Raw genomic sequence first — 18,201 nt, 5'->3', positions numbered from 1 at the left:
GCGGCGCGCGGTTGCCGGGGGTGCGGATGACCGTCGCCCGCCCGGCGATCCCGGCGCGGAGATCACCTACGGCCGGGGCGGCCCCTGGGCGCTTCGCCGCGCCGCGCGGCGTGTCCCGCGGCCGGGTCGACGATGGCGAGGGCGAGGGCGAGGAACACGCTGACGATGCCCGCCGCGGTCAAGGCCGCGGCAGCCGTACGGCCCAGGTCCGCCTGCCCGCTCCAGAGGATCGCGGTCGCCACCGCGGTCGCCACGACGAGTCCGGGCAGCAGCCATACGAGGAAGGCGCGGGACGGTGCCGGAGCGGGCCGGACCGGGACACCGTACCCCCAGGCCACCCAGTGTTCCTCGGCCTCCCGGAGTTCATGTGCCCGCTGGACGCGGGACCGGGCGGCCAGCGCCGTGGCCGTGGCCGCGCCCGTCACGGCCACGGCGCCGATGCCCTTCCAGGACACCGGCGCGAGCAGCAGCGGTACCAGAAGCGCCACCGTGCCCCAACCGGTCAGGCACCCGGCCGCCGCGATCCGCCGGGACCGCGGCCGGTCCTCGCGGGCCCGTACGTCCGCCACCGCGGGCAGGGACCAGACACAGCCGGCGGCGCAGAACACCGCGGCGGCCAGGGCGAGAACGGCATGGGACATGGCACTCTCCTTCGTCGGACACCAGGGATCGGGCGGCCGGACCACGGCGGTCCGCTCAGCGCTGGGTGGCCTCGAGCTCGCGGATCTCCGGATGGTGCAGGTCGAAGGCCGGGGATTCGCTGCGGATCCGGGGCAGCCTGGTGAAGTTGTGCCGCGGCGGCGGGCACGAGGTGGCCCACTCCAGGGAGCGTCCGTATCCCCAGGGGTCGTCCGCCTCGACCGGCTTGCCGTATCTGGCGGTCTTCCAGACGTTGTAGAAGAACGGCAGGACCGAAAGGCCGAGGAGGAACGAGCCGATGGAAGAGAGTGTGTTGAGGGCGGTGAAACCATCGGCCGCGAGATAGTCCGCGTATCGACGGGGCATGCCCTCGGCGCCCAGCCAGTGCTGCACGAGGAAGGTGAGGTGGAACCCGACGGTGAGGGTCCAGAACGTTATCTTTCCAAGCCGGTCGTCGAGCATCTTTCCGGTGAACTTCGGCCACCAGAAGTGGAATCCGGCGAACATCGCGTAGACCACGGTACCGAACAGCGTGTAGTGGAAGTGCGCGACGACGAAGTAGGAGTCCGATACATGAAAGTCCATCGGCGGTGACGCCAGGATCACACCGGTCAAACCGCCGAAGGTGAAGGTGACCAGGAAGCCGGTGGCCCAGAGCATCGGCGCCTCGAAGGACAGCGACCCCTTCCACATCGTGCCGATCCAGTTGAAGAACTTGATGCCGGTGGGCACCGCGATGAGGAACGTCATAAACGAGAAGAACGGCAACAGCACACCACCGGTGACATACATATGGTGGGCCCACACCGTCACCGAAAGCCCGGCGATCGAGATCGTGGCGGCGATCAGCGAGATATAGCCGAACATGGGCTTGCGCGAGAACACCGGGATGACCTCGGAGACGATGCCGAAGAACGGCAGCGCGAGAATATAGACCTCGGGGTGGCCGAAGAACCAGAACAGATGCTGCCACAGCAGAGCACCGCCATTGGCCGGGTCGAAGATATGCGATCCGAACTTGCGGTCGCATTCCAGCGCGAGGAGCGCGGCGGCCAGCACCGGGAAGACAATCAGGATCAACACCGAGGTCAGCAGCACGTTCCAGGTGAAGATGGACATGCGGAACATCGTCATACCCGGAGCTCGCATACAGGTGATCGTGGTGATGAAGTTGACCGCGCCCAGGATGGAACCGAAGCCGGAGAGCGTCACGCCCATGATCCACATATCGGAGCCGACACCGGGTGAGTGGATGGCATCCGAAAGGGGCGCATACAGAAACCAGCCGAAGTCGGCGGCGCCCTGAGGGGTGAGGAATCCGGCTGCGGCGATCAGCGAGCCGAACAGGAACAGCCAGTAGGCGAGCATGTTCAGACGGGGAAAAGCCACGTCCGGTGCCCCGATATGGAGCGGCATGATCCAGTTGGCGAAGCCGGTGAACAGAGGCATCGCGAAGAGCAGCAGCATGACCGAGCCATGCATCGTGAATGCCTGGTTGTACTGCTCGTTCGACACCAACTGCGTCCCCGGGCGCGCCAACTCGGCCCGCATGACCAGCGCCATCAGCCCGCCGACGAGAAAGAAGACGAATGCCGAGACCAGATACAGCGTGCCGATTCTTTTGTGATCGGTCGTCGTCAGCCACTCCACCAGGACATGTCTGCGCGACGGCTGGGAATCGGTTCCGGGAGCGGTTCCCCCGACCTGGTTCCCGTTTGTACTCAGTCCGTCCACCGAGCCGTGCCCTCCGTCTCTCTGATCATTTCCGAAACAGCCGGAAAGAGGGCGCTCGAGAAAGCCGCCGCTCTTTCCGACTCGTCACATGATCATCGGTCGGGCAATGGCCGCACAGGGCCGAACAGTCCAGGGCCGGGGTCGAAGGTCCCTGATGACGGGATGCTCAGGACGCCGATTTCCCGCTCTCGCGGCCGTCGACGTATGTCGTCACCACCTCGATGTCCCCGATGCGCGACATATCGACGCGCCGGGGGTCGTCGCCGAGCACCACCAGGTCGGCCAGCTTGCCCGGGGTGAGGCTGCCCAGGCTGTCCTCCCAGTGGCAGGCGAAGGCGCCGGCGACGGTGTAGGCGCGCAGGGCCTCGTCGACGGTGATGCCCTCGTCCGGGCCGATCAGCCGGCCGGACTCGGAGGCGCGCTCGACCATGAACTGGATGGCTCGCAGCGGGGATCCGTCCGTGACGGGGCGGTCGGAGCTGCCGACGAGCGTGATGCCGTGGTCCAGGAACGCCCTGCCCCGGTAGAGCCACGGGGCCCGCTCCTCGCCCATGATCGCCGCGTAGTCGTCGCCGAAGTAGCGCAGGAAGTTGGGCTGGACGACCGCGCTGACGCCGAGCCGCGCGAAGCGCGGGAGCTGGTCGGGGCGGATCAAGCCGGCGTGCTCGACGCGGTGCCGGGCGCCGGGGCGCGGGCGGAGGCGCTGGGCCCGTTCCAGGGCGTCCAGGGCGACATCGGCCGCGCGGTCGCCGATCGCGTGGACGGCCAGTTGCCACCCGGCGAGATGGCCGTCCACGATCGTGTCCGCGAGCACATCCGGATCGTCCTGCAACTGACCGGAGTGGTCCAGCCCTTCGTACGGGCTGCCGAGCGCGGCGGTCCGGGCCATCATGCCGCCGTCGGTGTAGATCTTCAGCGCGCCCACGGAGAGCCGGTCGCCGCCGAACCCGGTGCGCAGACCGAGGTCGAGGGCGCGGGGAATGCCGTCGGCCTCGTGTGCGGCGACCGGGCGCAGCCGGTCCGCGGAGACCATGAGCTGAACGCGCAGCGGCAACAGGCCCTTTTCGGAGGCGAGTTGATACGCGCCCAGCTCGACCGGGCTGTGGCCGAAGAGGGTGCCCCCGATGCCCGCTTCGGCGCAGGCGGTGACGCCCTCGGCCAGACAGGTGCGAGCGGCCCGTCCGATCGCCCGGGCCAATTCCTCCTGGGAGTACGGCAGTCGCAGGGCGCGGGCGGCGCCCATGGCGCCCTCGGCGAGGAAGCCGCTGTCATGCGGGGTGCCGGCGGGGAGCAGATCGAGAACGGCGGTGTTGACGACGCAGCCGTGCCCGGAGTCGTGCAGCATGAACACCTTGTGGCCATGGCTGACCGTGTCCAGTTCGGCGGCGGTCAGATGACGGCCGAGGGCCCGCTGGTCATAGCCGGCGATGCTCACCCAGGCGCCGGGCGAGCCCTTCCGGGTGACGGCCTCCTCCACGACGGCGAGCACCTCGTCGATCCCCGTACGGCCCGCGATGCTCGGGGTCTTCTCCTTGAAGCCGGTCCAGGCCAGATGGACATGGGCGTCGATGAACCCGGGCAGCACGGTGGCGCCCTGGAGGTCGATCACCTCATGTGCGGGCAGCGAGGTCACCGCCTCGTCCAGGCCGACGATCCGGCCCCGCCAGATGCCCAGGTCGTGGGCGACGGGGTGGTCGGGGTCCATGGTGAGGAAGCGGGCGTTCGTCAGTCTGGTACAGAGCATCTGCCAAGGCTCTCCTGGACGCCGGGTGGTTCGCTACGGCGGCGGATCAGCCGTCCGCGGATGCCGCGAGGGACCGGGGGCGCATATCGGTCCAGTGGGCCTCGATGAACTCCAGACACGCCTCTCGGGTGTTCTCGTCGAAGACGACCGTCCATCCCCCGGGCACCTCGGCGAAGGACGGCCAGAGAGAGTGCTGGCCCTCGTCGTTCACCAGGACCAGGAAACGGCCTTCGTTGTCGTCGAAGGGGTTGGTGCTCATGCTCGGCGCCTCCTCGGAACGCTGACCTTAGGTTAGGCTGACCTAACTGACTGGAGCTTAGCCTTTGCCGCTTCCCTCTCACAAGGAGACGTTCATGCCCCTGGTCACGGCCGACATGGAGAACGCCTTCGCGGCATTCGGGCTGCGCGGCACTCCCGGCACCGAGGAGTTCTGGGCCGCGGTCGGCACGCCCGTGTCGGCACCGGCCGAGGACGGCGGTTGGGCGACCCTGTTCCTGTGGCGCGGACCTGAGGCGAGCGTGGGTTTCGAGAGCTGGTCGGAACCGGTCCCCCTGCGTCGCTGGGGCGATACGGACTGCTGGTACGCCACGGTCCGCATGCCCGCGCGGCTGCGGGTGACCTATCAGTTCCTCGTGGACGGCACCGCGTACGCCGACCCGTTCAACCCGGTCGGCGCGGGCGGTGACCGGTCCATCGCCGCGACCCCGGACGCCCCGGCCCAGCCGCACTGGCCCGCCATGGGTGCCGACGCCGTACTGCCCGTTCCGCTCACCCGGGTCCGCTGGAACAGCGGTCGGCTCGGCGGGCGGCGCACCGTACGCGTCCATCCGGCGGGCGGCGGCGGGCCCGTGGTCCTGCTCCTGGACGGGGACGACTGGCTGTATCTGCACCCCGCCATGACCGCGTTCGACTCGGCCGTCGCCAGTGGCGGGATGCCCCCGGTCACACTCGTCTTCCTGCCGTCCAAGGACAGGGCGGCCGAGTTCGGGTGCCGACGCGAGCTGTGGGAGGGGATCCGGGACGAACTGCTGCCGCTGGTGGCGGACACCGGCGTGCCCGCCGACCTGGACCGGCTGGTGGTCGCCGGGCAGAGCCTCGGCGGGCTGAGCGCGATGTACGCGGCGCTGGAGTTCCCGGGTCTGGTGTCCCGCGTCGCCTGTCAGTCGGCGTCCTTCTGGTGGACGCCCGACGCCATGGACCTGGCGGACCCGTTGGGCGGCCCGGCCGGTGGCACCATCGCCGCGCGCCTGCGGGAGCGCCCCGACCTGTCCGGTCTGCGGATCGCGTTCGACGTCGGGGAACACGAGACCCGGATGCTGCCCCATTGCGAGCCGGTCGAGACCCTCACCGAACAGGCCGGTGCGACCGTGCGGGTTTCCCGTTCGGCCTCGGACCACGACCGGGCGGGCTGGCGGCACGCGCTGCTCCGGGATGTCGCCTGGGCGCTCGGCTGACGGCCTGGTTCACCGCGCCACCGCCGCGCAGTAGTCCTCGTCGGTGGCGAGGAGATTCCGATGGGTGTCCTCGACCGCGATGACGCCGTCGTCCAGGACGAGGACCCGGTCGGCGGCGTCCAGGAGGGCCGGGCTGCTGGTGATCACGATGGTGGTGCGGCCCCGGCGCAGCTTCGCGACGCCCCGCGCGATGAGCTGTTCGGTGACCGCGTCGACGGCCGTCGTCGGGTCGTGCAGCACGAGGACATCGGTGTCCGCGGCGAGGGCGCGGGCCAGCGACAGCCGTTGGCGCTGCCCCCCGGAGAGGTTCGCACCGCGGTCGCGGACGCCGTAGTCGAGCCCTTCGCGGTGGAGGGCGACCACATCGGTCAGCATGGACGCCTCGACGGCCTCGGAGACCATCCGGCCGGCGCCCGACGGATCGATGTTGGTGCGCAGGGTGCCCGCGAAGATCTCCCCGTCGTACGGATTCACCAGCATGTGCTCGCGGACCGCCTCGACCGACAGCTCCGCGAGCTCCCGCCCGCTGATCCGCACGGCTCCCTCGTACGCGTCGGGCGGCACCTTCACCGCCAGGATCGACGCGAGTTCGGCGGCCGCGCGGGGCTGGTAGGCGGTCATGGCCACGAACTCGCCGGCGGACACCTTGAATTCCAGATTCCGCAGCTCTCCGTACCGGACGCAGTCGATCTCGAGGTCTCCCCCTTCGACCGGGCGCTCCGGCCCCGGGTTCATCACCGGCGGCGCGGTCAGCACCAGTGCCATCCGCTCGGCCGACGCGCGCGCGATCATGATGTACTTCGGCATCTCCGAGAACAGCTTGAGCGGTTCCATGATGAACTGCGCCAGTCCCACGGCCATGACGAGTTCCCCGATGTTGATCAGGTCGTGGAACGCCAGCCAGCCCGCCGTCAGGGTCACGGCGCCGGCGAGGATCGCGTTGAGGGCCAGCGCGGCGCCCGCGTACGCGCCGTTCACCTTGGCGACGGTGATCGCCTGGTGCTTCGCCTCCGTGCTGACCTTCCGATAGGACCGGAACGCCGCGTGGTTGCCGCCGAAACCGTGCAGCGGGCGCAGGCCGGTGATCAGGTCCGCGACCTTGGCCCCCGCCCGCGCCACCCGGGCCTGCTGCTCACGGGTGCTGGTGCCGATCCGTTTGGAGAGCACGCTCAGGATCGACAGGATCGCGACGGTTCCCACGAGCACCAGCAGACCGAGCCGGATGTCGGCCAGACCCAGCGCGACCGCCGCGACCAGCACCGCCACCAGCGAGCTGACCAGCAGCGGCACCACCTCGATGATGTCCGCGGTCTGGTCGGCGTCCTCGGTGGCGATGGTCAGCACCTCGCCGGACTTCAGGTCGGTGCCCCTGGCCACCGGCTGGAGTCCGCAGGCGGCGACCTTCACCCGCCAGCGGTGCGCCTCGGTGGTATTGGCCTTCTGGAGGACCCGCATCCCGAACCGCCACGACAGCGACACCGTCGTGATGATCACCGCCAGCGCGGCAATCGACAGGCCGAGCGCGCCGAGGTTCCGGTCCCGCATCGTGTGCTCGACGATCAGGCCGAGCGCGATGGGGAAGGCGGTCTCACCGGCCTGGTACAGGCCCATCAGAACGGTGCCCGAGGCCATGGCGCGGACGTTGCGGCGCAGCGCGGTGCGCAGGATGTCGGACCCCGGTCGGGGCCGCTGGGTGTCAGGAGTTTTCATCAAGGTGACGGGCAATCGCTTCCGGGGTGCGCAGGGTGAACAGGTCTCGGATCGTGATCACGGGGCCGTACTCCCGGCGGAGCAGCCCGATCAGCCGCACCGCCACCATGGAGTGCCCTCCCAGGGACACGAAGTCGCCCACCGCGCTCACCTCGTCGTCGTCCAGATCCAGTGCCTCGGCGAAGAACTCGCACACCACGGTCTCGGTCCCGGTCTCCGGCCCCCGCTCCCCCGCCGTGGTCAGCGCGCCCAGCGGTTTGGCCTCGGGCAGCGCCTTGGCGTCGGCCTTCCCGTTCACCGTCAGCGGGATGCTGTCGACCTGGGCGTAGTGCGTCGGGCGCAGGAAGTCCGGCAGCCCGGCGCCCGCCTCGGCGGCGACCGTCGCCAGGTCGGCGCCGTCCAGAACGAGGTAGGCGGCCAGCCGGTGGGAGCCGTCGACCTGCGGATCGGGCTGGGCGACCGCGGCGGCGAACCGCACCGCCGGGTGTGCCGCGAACGCGGCCTCGACCTCGCCCGGTTCGACCCGGTGGCCCCGGATCTTGACCTGCTGATCGGTGCGGCCCAGGTACATCAGATTCCCGTCGGGACGGCGGACCACCAGGTCCCCGGTGCGGTACATCCGCTCGCCGGGTGCGCCGAACGGGCACGCCACGAAGCGGTGCGCGGTCCGGGCGGCCTGGCCGAGATAGCCGCGGGCGATGCCGATGCCCGACACATACAGCTCACCGGGGACTCCGTCCGGCAGCGGCCGCAGCCATGGATCCAGCACATACACCTCGGTGTTGTCGATGGCCACGCCCACCACCGGGTCCTGGCATTCGAAGGTGCCGACACCCAGGGTGTTGATGGTGTACTCGGTGGGTCCGTACAGGTTGTAGCCGACCGTCCCCTCGGTCTCGGCGAGCCGCCGCCACAGCGCCGGGGTGACGGCCTCGCCGCCGAGCAGGACGAGCGTCGGCCGCCGTGCCGGGTCGTCCAGCAGGCCCTCCGCCACCAGCTGCTGCGCATAGGTCGGGGTCACGTTGATGACGTCGATGCCGTGCTCGAGGCAGTACTGGGCCAGCCGGGGGGCGTCACGGCGCAGCTCCTCGTCACAGATGTGCACCTCGTGGCCGTCGGCGAGCCACAGCAGCTCCTCCCAGGACATGTCGAACGCGAAGGACACGGTGTGCGCGATCCGGAAGACCCGGTGGCCGTGTTCGGCCAGCACCGGCGCGAAGATCCGGCGCTGATGGTTGATCAGCATGTTGGTGAGCCCGGCGTACTCGGTCACCACGCCCTTGGGCCGCCCGGTCGATCCCGAGGTGTAGATCGTGTACGCGGGGTGCCGCAGGCGGTTCGGGTCGTCCGGCGCGAACGTCCGATACGGCTCGGCCTCGGGCAGGGGCCGGTCCAGCTCGATCAGGTCGCCCGTCAGCCGGGGCGACACCGCGCTCACGGTGAGGAGCACGTCCGGGCGGGCGTCCGCGACGATCGAGGCGATCCGCTCGTCCGGGTGGTCCAGCTCCAGCGGCACATACGCGGCGCCGGCCCGCAACACGGCGAACAGCGCCACGATCGAGTCCGGGGAGCGCGGGATCGCGAGACCCACGGTGGCCCCGGGGCCGATGCCACGCCGGGCGAGCACACCCGCCACGGCGCGGCTGCGGTCCCTGAGCTCGGCGAAGGTCATGGCCGAGCCATGGGCGACGAGCGCGATCCGCTCCGGGGCACGGTCCGCCGCCTGATCGAACCGGTCCACGACGGTATCGGTGCCGATGTCCGTACGCTCGCCCCGCGGGGGCCGCGGCCCCACCCCCGGCAGCGCGCCGACCGGTCCGGTCGAGCGTGCCAGGTCGTCGAGCACCCGCAGGTAGTCCGCCAGGAGCCGCCGCGCGTGCGCGGTGTCCTCGTCGCGGTACTCCAGTTTGACCGTGAGCCGGTCGCCGGGCGTGACGACCCAGGTGAACGGGTAGTGGGTGGAGTCGTCTGCCTGTACCGAGGTGATGCCGTGCCGGGCGTTCATCTCGGCGAGCCCGTCCAGGTCCAGGAAGTTCTGGAGCACGAAGAGGTTGTCGAAGAGGGTGTCATGCCCGGTGGCCCGCTGGATCTCGCCGAGCCCGAGGTGCTCGTGGTCCATCGCCTCGACCCTGGCCGTCTGCACGGCGGAGAGGTATTCCCCGACGGTGTCGTCCGGCCGGGCCCGGGTCCACATGGGCACGGTGTTGAGGAGCACCCCGACGATGCCGTCCAGCCCCTCGCCCTCACGGCCGGAGACGGTCACGCCGAACACGGCGTCACCACGGCCCGTGTGGGCGCCCAGCAGGAGGCCGAACGCACCGGTCAGCACCGAGTTCAGTGTGACGCCGTGCGCCCTGGCCGCCTCCCGCAGCAGCTCCGACCCCTCGGCGGACAGCGTGTGCACGAGCGCGCGCGGCGGCTCCTCCGAGAGGGACGGCGCCCGTCCGGCGAGCAGCGTCGGGCCGGGGAGACCGGCCAGCCGCTCCGCCCAGAAGCGTTCCGACGCGGCGGTGTCCCGGGCGGCGAGCGTCCGGGCGTGGTCCTCGAAGCTCGGGGTGGCCGGGGCCGGGTCGAACGGCTCGCCCGCCACGACGGCCCGGTAGGCGTCGAACAGGTCCCGCAGCACGATCGCGCGGGACCAGCCGTCCCACAACAGCAGGTGGTAGCTCAGCAGCAGGCCGTCGCGGCCGTCGGGCAGACGCACCACGGTCAGCCGGATCAGCGGCGGTTCACCGGGGTCGAATCCCGTGTCGCGGTCCCGGGCGCGCAGGTCCTCGACTTCCGCGTCCGTCGACAGCCGCACCGTGTGGACATCGACCCGCCGGCCCGGCGTGAGGACCTGGACCGGGTTTCCGTCGTCGTCGGTGGAGAAGCCGGCGCCCACCACCGGATGCCGCGCGATCACCCGCGCCATGGCCTCGGACAGGGCGTCGGTGTCCAGGCGCCGGTCGAAGGTGAACCAGCTCTGCGCCACGTAGTGTCCGGCCGAGCCGGCCATCTGGGCCTGGAAGTACAGGCCCCGCTGGAGCGGGGTGACCGGTGCCGTGCGCTCGGCCGTCGCGGAGGCGTCCGCGATGTGCTCCAGCGCGCTCCGCCAGTGCTCGGTGATCTCGTCGGGGACGCCGTCGGCGAGGGTGAAGGCGGCGTGCAGGCTGCCGGTGGCCGCGTCGGTCCACGCGTTGACCTCGACGGCGTACGGACTGCCCACGCCGCCGGTGATATGCGGCACCTGGGACTCACCGCCCCGGCCGAGGTAGTTGAACAGCACCTGCGGGCGGGTCTCCAGCAGCGGAGCGGTCTGCGGGTTGAGATATCTGAGCAGGCCGTAGGCGAGGTGCCCGCGCTCGTCGGGCTGGCGTTCGGCGATCTCGCGGGCCGCCGCCACGGGGTCGGTGTGTGCCGTGAGCCGCACGGGCGCGATGGAGGTGAACCAGCCGACCGTACGGGTGTAGTCATGGTGTTCCAGCGCCGGGACCCGGCCGTGCCGCTCCAGCTCGATCGCGAGATCGGTGGGCGACGGCTGGATGTGGGTCAGCGCGGTGCGCAGTGCGCCGCACAGCAATTCGGTGAGGCCGACGCCGAGTGCGGCGGGCGCGGTACGCGTGACGCGGTCGCTCACATCGGGGGCGAGCACGACGGTGGTCTCGCGCGACTCCCCGAGGGCGGGCAGCAGTTCAGGAGCCCGGAGCGTGGTGGCCCAGTGCCCGAGATCGTCGATCGCATGGGTGGACTGGAGGGTGAGCGCTTCGGCGTACTCGGCGTACGACGTGGTCGGCGGTGCCAGGGGCGCCCCGCGCAGGGCGGTGGCGAGGTCGTCCAGCAGGATCAGCCAGGACACCGCGTCGACCGCGAGGTGGTGCACGGTGACCACCAGGGTCCGGCTCGCCGCCAGCCATGAGAACGCGATGATGTGGCCGGACTCCGGATCGAGCCGTCCGGCTGCTTCGTTCGCCGCCTCTGTCGCGTCGGTCGTGTCCGCCCGTACGACGGTGATCTCACGCTCGGGTTCGGTGCGCAGCTCCCACACCCCGTGCCGGACGCGCAGCCGCAGCCGGAGGACCGGGTGTGCGGCCACGACGGCGTTCGCCGCGCGCTCGATGTCGGCGAAGGTGACGCCCTCGGCGGCCACCAGCGTCCTGGCCTGGGCGAACCGGGCGAGCGAGCCCCCGATTTCGCGCTGCCGCAGGATGATCGGCGTCGGCGTCAGCGGGCCGTCCCCGTGGCGGGCCGGCGTGGCGGCCGCCTCCCGTGGCGGGCGCGTCGCCACGTTCCCGGCGAGCGCGCGCGGTGTCCGGCGCAGGAACACGTCCCTGGGCGCGATCGGCAGACCGAGCGCCCTGGCCCGGTTGACCACGGTGATGGCGACGATGCTGTCACCTCCGGCCCGGAAGAAGTCGGTGTCGGCGTCGACGGCGGAGCCGGGCAGGGCCTCGGCGAAGATGTCGACGAGCGCGGCGAGCGCGGAATCACTCCCGGCCTGCGGGGTGTGGTCCTGGTCCTCAGCGGACTGTGCGACCCGCTCGGCCAGGGCCTTCCGGTCCAGTTTGCCGTTGACCGTCAGCGGCAGGGCCGCGACCGGCAGATTCCGGCCGGGCACCATATGCGCGGGCAGCTTCGCGGACAGCGGGCCGGTGATATCGCGAGGCACCCGGCCCACGATGTGTGCGACCAGGTGGTCACCGGTGTCCGCCACGGTGACGGCCGCGTCGACCACGCCGGGGAGTTCCCTGATCGCGGCCTCCACCTCGCCCAACTCGACGCGGAAGCCCTTGAGTTGAACCTGGTCGTCGGCGCGGCCGGTGAACTCGAGATCGCCGTCGAGCGTGCGGCGGGCGAGGTCGCCCGTGTGGTACATACGGGAGCCGTCGCCCGCGAACGGGTCGGCCACGAACCGGCCCGCGGTGAGCCCCGGCCTGCCCAGATAGCCCAGCGACACCTGGTCCCCGGCGACGTAGATGGCGCCCACCCGGCCCGGTGCCACCGGCCGGAGCCGGTCGTCGAGCAGGTAGGTGACCAGCCCGGGGATCGGGCCGCCGATGGGGCTGACGTCGTCGCCGGAGCCGAAGTCCTCGTCGGTCAGCACCCGGTGGGTGACATGGACGGTGGTCTCGGTGATGCCGTACATATTGACCAGCTCGGGCGAGCCGGTGCCGTACCGCTCGACCCAGCCGCGCAGCCGCCCGGGATCCAGCGCCTCGCCGCCGAAGATGATCCGGCGCAGTGCGGTGACCGGCTCATCGGCATGCCGGTCGGCCTCGATGAACTGGTAGAACGCCGAAGGGGTCTGATTGAGCACGGTGACACCGCGTTCGCGGACCAGCCGGTGGAAGTCGACCGGAGAGCGCGTCAGTCCGTACTCCGGCACCAGCAGCTCACCGCCGTGGACCAGCGCGCCCCACAGCTCCCAGACCGCGAAGTCGAAGGCGTACGAGTGGAACTGGACCCATACGTCATGCGGGCCGAAGTCCATCTCGGGCCGGGTGTTCGCGAGCAGCGTCACCACGCTGGAGTGCGGGACGACGACGCCCTTGGGCCGGCCGGTCGATCCGGATGTGTAGATCACATACGCGGGGTCGTGCCAGCCGGGCTCGGGGCCGGTCGTGTCCCCCGCCGGCGGTTCGTCTCCCCGCACGAGCACCCGGGCGCTCACGCCCGCTCGGTCCAGCATCCGTGTGAAGCGGTCCCGCTGCTCACCGTCCACCAGAACCACCTGCGGAGCGGAGTCGGCGAGGATGTACTCCAGCCGTTCGTCCGGGTGGGCCAGGTCCAGCGGCACATACGCGCCGCCCGCCGTGACCACCGCGACCAGGGCGACGACCTGTTCGAGGGAGCGCGGGACGGCGACGGCGACGCGGGTGCCGGGCCCGACGCCGGCCGCGCGCAGCGCCGAGGCCAGTTCGTGCTTCGCCTCGGCCAGTGCGCCGTAGGTCAGGGACCGGCTGCCGCCGTCGAGGCCGCACTGGGTGACGGCGGTGGCGGCCGGGTCGCGGTCGGCGGCGGCGTCGAACAGCGCGCCCAGGGTCACGGGGCTGATCGGCGCGGGACGCGAGGCGTTCCCGGGCGCCAGGTCGTCGACCAGGGCGTCCGGCCGGGTGAGCAGAGCGGTGAGGGTTCGGGTGAACGTGTGCAGGATCGTCCGGGCGCTCGCCTCCCGCAGCAGTGCCCCGTCGTAGATCAGGTTGAAGCGCGGACGCCCGTCGGCCACGCGCTCGACGACCAGTGTCAACGGGTAGTGCGGGGCGCCCTCGTTGACGATGTCGGTGATGACCAGTGTGTCGCCGGGGCGCCGCAGGGCGGCCGGGTCGGTCGCGACGTCGAACACCACCAGGGTGTCGAAGAGCGCGCCCGCCCCGGCGTGGCGGCCGATCCTGGCCAGCGAGACATGCTGGTGCGGCAGCACCGCGCTCTGGTGTTCCCGGACGGCGGCGAGGAGGTCGTGTGCCGTGGTGGTGGCGGCCCAACGGGCGCGTACGGGGATGGTGTTGATGAACAGACCCACCATGTCCTCGATGCCGGGCACGTCCGCGTCGCGGCCGGACACCGTGGAACCGAACACCACGTCCTGGCCGTGCAGGAGGGAACCCAGCGTGACCGCCCAGGCGCTGTGCACGGCCACGCTCAGCGGTACCCCGGCCGACCGTACGGCCGCGTCGATGTCGTCGGCCGGTTCCACGGCGGTGTCGGCGAACCGGTCGGACGGGGTGTGGCCCTCGGCGACCAGCGAGGGGCCGGGCAGATCGGCGAGTTGCTCGCCCCATACCCGGTCGCTCTCCTCGGCGTCGCGTCCGGCGAGCCGGCGCACATAGTCGGGGAAGCCGCCGATCGGGTACGTGGTCCCCGGCGTGTGGTACTCGGCCAGCAGCGCCCGGAGCATCGGCGGCACCGACCAGCCGTCGGCGATGATGTGGTGCACGGTCTGCACCAGGATGTTCCGGCCGGAGCCCGCACGGATGAGCGTGTACCGCATCAGCGGGCCGGTCGCCAGGTCGAACCCGGTGCGCCGGTCCCGCTCGGCGTATTCGCGGATCTCGGCGTCGGTGATCCCGGGGCGGTCCAGTGTGGTGAAGGGCGCCCGAACACCGCCCTCCAGCACGGAGACCACACGACCGTCGGCCAGGGCCACGAACCGCGCGGCCAGGTTCGGGTACAGCGTGAGCAACCGGGTGGCCGCCGCGGCGAGCCGGTCGGCGTCCACCTCCCCGTCCAGCTTCAGCAACTGCTGCTCGACGTAGGAGCCCGCCGAGTCGTCGTCGAAGACCGAATGGAAGTACAGGCCCTCCTGCAACGGAGTCAGCGGCAGGATGTCCCGCAGCGCCGGGCCGTCCAGGGCGTCGACGTCCGCCTGGGTGAGCCGGACCAGGCCGAAGTCGCTGGGAGAGTGGCCGCCCCGGTCGAGCCCGGCGAGGGCGGTCAGCGTCTCCCGGAAGTACTCGCCGATGGCCGTGATGTCCTCGTCGGTGAACATCCCGTCGGGCCAGGAGACGGTGGTGACCAGCTCGTACTCACCGGTCGGGGCGGGTTCGGCGATGGCGTTGAACTCCAGGGCGCGCGGCAGGCGCATCCTCGGGTCGCGCCTTTCCCCCAACTGGCCCGTGGGCCCGGACAGTTGCCAGTCGCCGGACTCGCCCGCATCGAAGCGGCCCAGGTAGTTGAAGAGCACCTGCGGTGCGGGCGAGTCGAACCCGGTGCGGGTCAGATAGCGCAGCGCACCGTAGGAGACGCCGTTGTCCGGCACCCGGGCGAGGTCTTCCTTGACGGCCTTGAGCGCGGCGGCCAGGTATTCGGGGGCGGTGAAGTCGGCCGCCGCGCCGGGGTCCACGGTGACCGGGAACAGGGTGGTGAACCAGCCCACCGTGCGCGAGAGTTCGGGCTCGAAACCGGCGGAGCCCGCCACGAACCGCCCTTCGCGGCCGTGCCCCTCGAGTTCGATATGCGCGAACGTCTGGTCCTGTCCGAGGTCGCGGCGCCACCGGGCGAGGGTGACGGCGAGCGCGGTGAGCAGCACATCGTTGACGCCCGCGTGGAACTTCGCGGGAATCTCCCCCAGCAGCGCGGCCGTGACCCCGGGGCCGACCGGGAGGGTCCGGACCCGCTCGCACGCGACGGTGTCGTCGCCGGACAGCGCGCGCCTGCCCACCGGCTGGTCCGTACCCGGCAGCGGGCGCCGGTAGTAGGCGCTGTCCGCGTCGAACGCCGCGCGCTCCAGCAGCTGTGTCCAGCGCCGGAACGACGTGCCCACCGGTGGCAGCTCGATCGGGGCGCCCGAGGCGAACTGGCGCCACGCCGTGGCCAGGTCCTCCATCAGGACCCGCCAGGACACGCCGTCGATCACCACATGATGGGCGACCAGGACCAGCTGCCGTGCCTCGCGCCGCCAGACGGCGCGCAGCATCACCCCGCCCGCCGGGTCCAGCCCCTCGGTGGCGAGCGCGACGCACTCCTCCAGCGGCCGGTCGCTCTGCTGCCACCCGGCGACGGCCCGGCCGGCCTCCGGGATGTCGAAGCTCCAGCCGTCGCCGCGCACCAGCTTGGCGCGCAGCATGTCGTGGCGCCGGACGAGGGCGGCGAGGATCTCGTCGAGAGCGCCGGTGGTCAGGTCCGCCGGGGTGTTCACCACCACCGACTGCACAAAGCCGTCGATCGCGTCGGTGGTCTCGCCGAGCCACTGCACGATGGGCGATCCCACGACCGGACCGGTCGCGACATCGCGGTGGTCCACCGTGGAAACCTCTTCACGGCTCGCCACCGCCGCCAGCGCGCCCACCGTGCTGTGGGTGAAGATCTGCCGTGCCGTGACATGGAGACCGGCGTCGCGCAACGCGCTCAGCAGCGAGATCGCCAGGATGCTGTCCCCGCCGAGCTGGAAGAAGTCCTGGTCGACACCGACCTCGTCGAGCCGCAGCAGTGCCGCGACCGCCGCGCACACCACACGCTCGTCCTCCGTGGTGGGCGGGACGAGCGGGCCCCCGCCGATCACCGGCTCCGGCAGCGCGCGCCGGTCCAGCTTGCCGTTCGCGGTGAGCGGGAACTCCTCCATCACCACGATATGGGCGGGCACCATGTACTCCACCATGTGCGCCCCGGCCCACTCCGTGACCTCGTCCGCCCGCAGGTCCTTGCGCCCGGCCACCGGGATCACATAGCCCACCAGGTAGGTGCCGCCCGCGGCGTTCTGCTTGGCGACGACGCAGGTGTGCCGTACGCCGGGGTGCTCCGCGAGACCGGCCTCGACGTCCTCGATCTCCAGCCGCATACCGCGGATCTTGATCTGGTTGTCGGCCCGGCCGAGGAAGTCCAGCGATCCATCCGGGTGGAACCGGGCGAGGTCACCGGTCCGGTACAGCCGGGAACCGTCGTCGGCGAAGGGGTTGGCGACGAACCGGGACGCAGTCAGGCCGGGCGCGCCCACGTATCCGCGCCCCAGGAGGAACCCTCCCGCGTAGAGCTCGCCGCCGACCCCGACCGGGACCGGGCGCAGTTCGTCGTCCAGCACATACAGCTGGGTGTTGGGGTTGGCCTTGCCGATCGAGGTGGACAGGCGTTCCGCCGCGCCCCGGTAGATCACATGGGAGACGCCGATCGTCGTCTCGGCCGGACCGTAGCCGTGGTACAGGGGGATGTCCAGCTTGCCGCGGAACCGTTCGTACAGCTCCGGGGTGAGCACCTCGCCGCCGCACCACACATGCCGCAGGCTGTCGAGGCGGCCGGAGTCGCCCGCCATCTCCAGCAGCACGTCCAGCATGGACGACACCAGATAGGTGAAGGTGACCCGCTGCTCGGCTATCACGCTCAGCAGATGGTGCGGGTCGCGTTCGCCGCCGGGCCGCAGGACCACCAGCCGGGCGCCGCAGACCAGCGGCAGGAAGATCTCGTTGATGGAGATGTCGAAGGACAGCGGCGCCTTGAACAGCGACGCGTCGTCGTGGCCGAAGCCCAGGATCTCGTTCACCTGCCACAGCAGGCGCTCGCTGATCGCCTCGTGCCGGATCATCGCGCCCTTGGGCCGGCCGGTCGAACCGGATGTGAAGATCACGTATGCCAGGGCCGCGCCGGGGACGGTGATTCCGGTCCCCTCGGTGGGGTGGGCACCGAACCCCCAGTCGCCGAGGTCGACGGCCACGGCTTCCGGTTCGCCCGGGTCGTGTTCGCCGGAGTGGTTGAGCTGCACGACGACCCCGGCGTCCTCGATGACGACGGCGCGGCGTGCGGCGGGCCACCGCGGATCGAGCGGCACGAACGCGGCCCCCGCCTGGACCACGGCGAGCAGCCCGATCACCATGTCGGCAGAGCGGTCCAGCGAGATGCCGACGACCTGTTCGCGGTCGAGTCCGCGGTCGATCAGATGGTGGGCCAGCTGACTCGACATGGCGGCCGCCTGACGGTACGTCAGGGACCTGTGCTCGTCGACGATGGCGACGGCGTCCGGCCTGGTCCGCGCCTGCTCGCGGAACATCTCCACGATGGTCGGGCGGTCCCGGTCGGCCCGCGTGTCGTTCCACTCGGCCAGGGACTCCAGCCGCGCGGCCATGCCTGCCGGGCCGATGGTGCCGATGGGCCGGTCCGGGAAGTCGGCCAGGTCGTCGAGGGCGAGCTGGGCGTCGGCGAGCGCGACGCCTGCCGGGGCGGCGATGCTCCGGCCGTCGGCGCCGACCCGCCAACCGGCGGGCCCGGCCCCGCCGTTGTCGACCCACCCGAGAACATCGGCGAACAGCGTGCCGGGAGTGAGGTCGATGCCCTCGGGACTTTCGCCCGTCGCCCAGTACGACAGCCCGATGGCGCACGCTTCGGCGATGGTCCTGTCGGAGTAGCCGCCGACTCGCCGCCGTACGCCGGCCAGTCGGGCGGGGGTGAGCAGTACGAGACGAGCGCTCGGTTCCATCATCGAAGACTCAGCGTCCCTTCCACGGCACGAAAGTTAGC

The 18,201-nt window shown here is 71.2% G+C and carries 7 protein-coding genes; 1 reads left to right on the top strand and 6 read right to left on the bottom strand.

All coding sequences use genetic code 11. From position 1 onward, the window contains the following. Positions 1-62: 62 nt before the first annotated feature. The 4 genes from NQU54_RS04680 to NQU54_RS04665 all read right to left on the bottom strand — a co-directional run bounded on the left by NQU54_RS04680 (position 63) and on the right by NQU54_RS04665 (position 4,376). A complete protein-coding gene (locus tag NQU54_RS04680; protein ID WP_257629894.1) occupies positions 63-641 on the bottom strand; it encodes a hypothetical protein in 579 nt (192 codons plus the stop codon). Between the two features lie 55 nt (positions 642-696). Next, on the bottom strand, positions 697-2,364 hold the full coding sequence (ctaD, locus tag NQU54_RS04675; RefSeq protein ID WP_372505795.1) for an aa3-type cytochrome oxidase subunit I: 1,668 nt from the start codon (positions 2,362-2,364) through the stop codon (positions 697-699). Positions 2,365-2,539: 175 nt separating this feature from the next. Further along, on the bottom strand, positions 2,540-4,117 hold the full coding sequence (locus NQU54_RS04670; protein WP_257629892.1) for an amidohydrolase: 1,578 nt from the start codon (positions 4,115-4,117) through the stop codon (positions 2,540-2,542). 46 nt (positions 4,118-4,163) lie between these two features. Next, positions 4,164-4,376, bottom strand: coding sequence for an MbtH family protein (locus tag NQU54_RS04665; RefSeq protein WP_147964881.1), 213 nt, complete (start codon positions 4,374-4,376; stop codon positions 4,164-4,166). 94 nt (positions 4,377-4,470) lie between these two features. Between NQU54_RS04665 and NQU54_RS04660 the strand changes: the two genes are divergently transcribed. Further along, positions 4,471-5,571: an alpha/beta hydrolase-fold protein gene (locus NQU54_RS04660; RefSeq protein WP_257629891.1), complete on the top strand. Its 1,101-nt coding sequence runs from the start codon at positions 4,471-4,473 to the stop codon at positions 5,569-5,571. Positions 5,572-5,580: 9 nt separating this feature from the next. On the opposite strand, the gene NQU54_RS04655 is transcribed toward NQU54_RS04660, so the two are convergent. Then, positions 5,581-7,281, bottom strand: coding sequence for an ABC transporter ATP-binding protein (locus tag NQU54_RS04655; RefSeq protein WP_257629890.1), 1,701 nt, complete (start codon positions 7,279-7,281; stop codon positions 5,581-5,583). Next, positions 7,268-18,163 (bottom strand): non-ribosomal peptide synthetase, encoded by a 10,896-nt coding sequence (locus NQU54_RS04650; RefSeq protein WP_257629889.1) that lies wholly within the window; start codon positions 18,161-18,163, stop codon positions 7,268-7,270. The genes NQU54_RS04655 and NQU54_RS04650 overlap by 14 nt, the downstream gene beginning before the upstream one ends. Positions 18,164-18,201: the final 38 nt, after the last annotated feature.

This window comes from Streptomyces malaysiensis subsp. samsunensis (assembly GCF_024519315.1).
In the GTDB taxonomy this organism is placed as follows: Bacteria; Actinomycetota; Actinomycetes; order Streptomycetales; family Streptomycetaceae; genus Streptomyces; species Streptomyces malaysiensis.
Note: the sequence above shows the minus strand (reverse complement) of the source record. Positions and strands in the feature narration are given on the sequence as shown.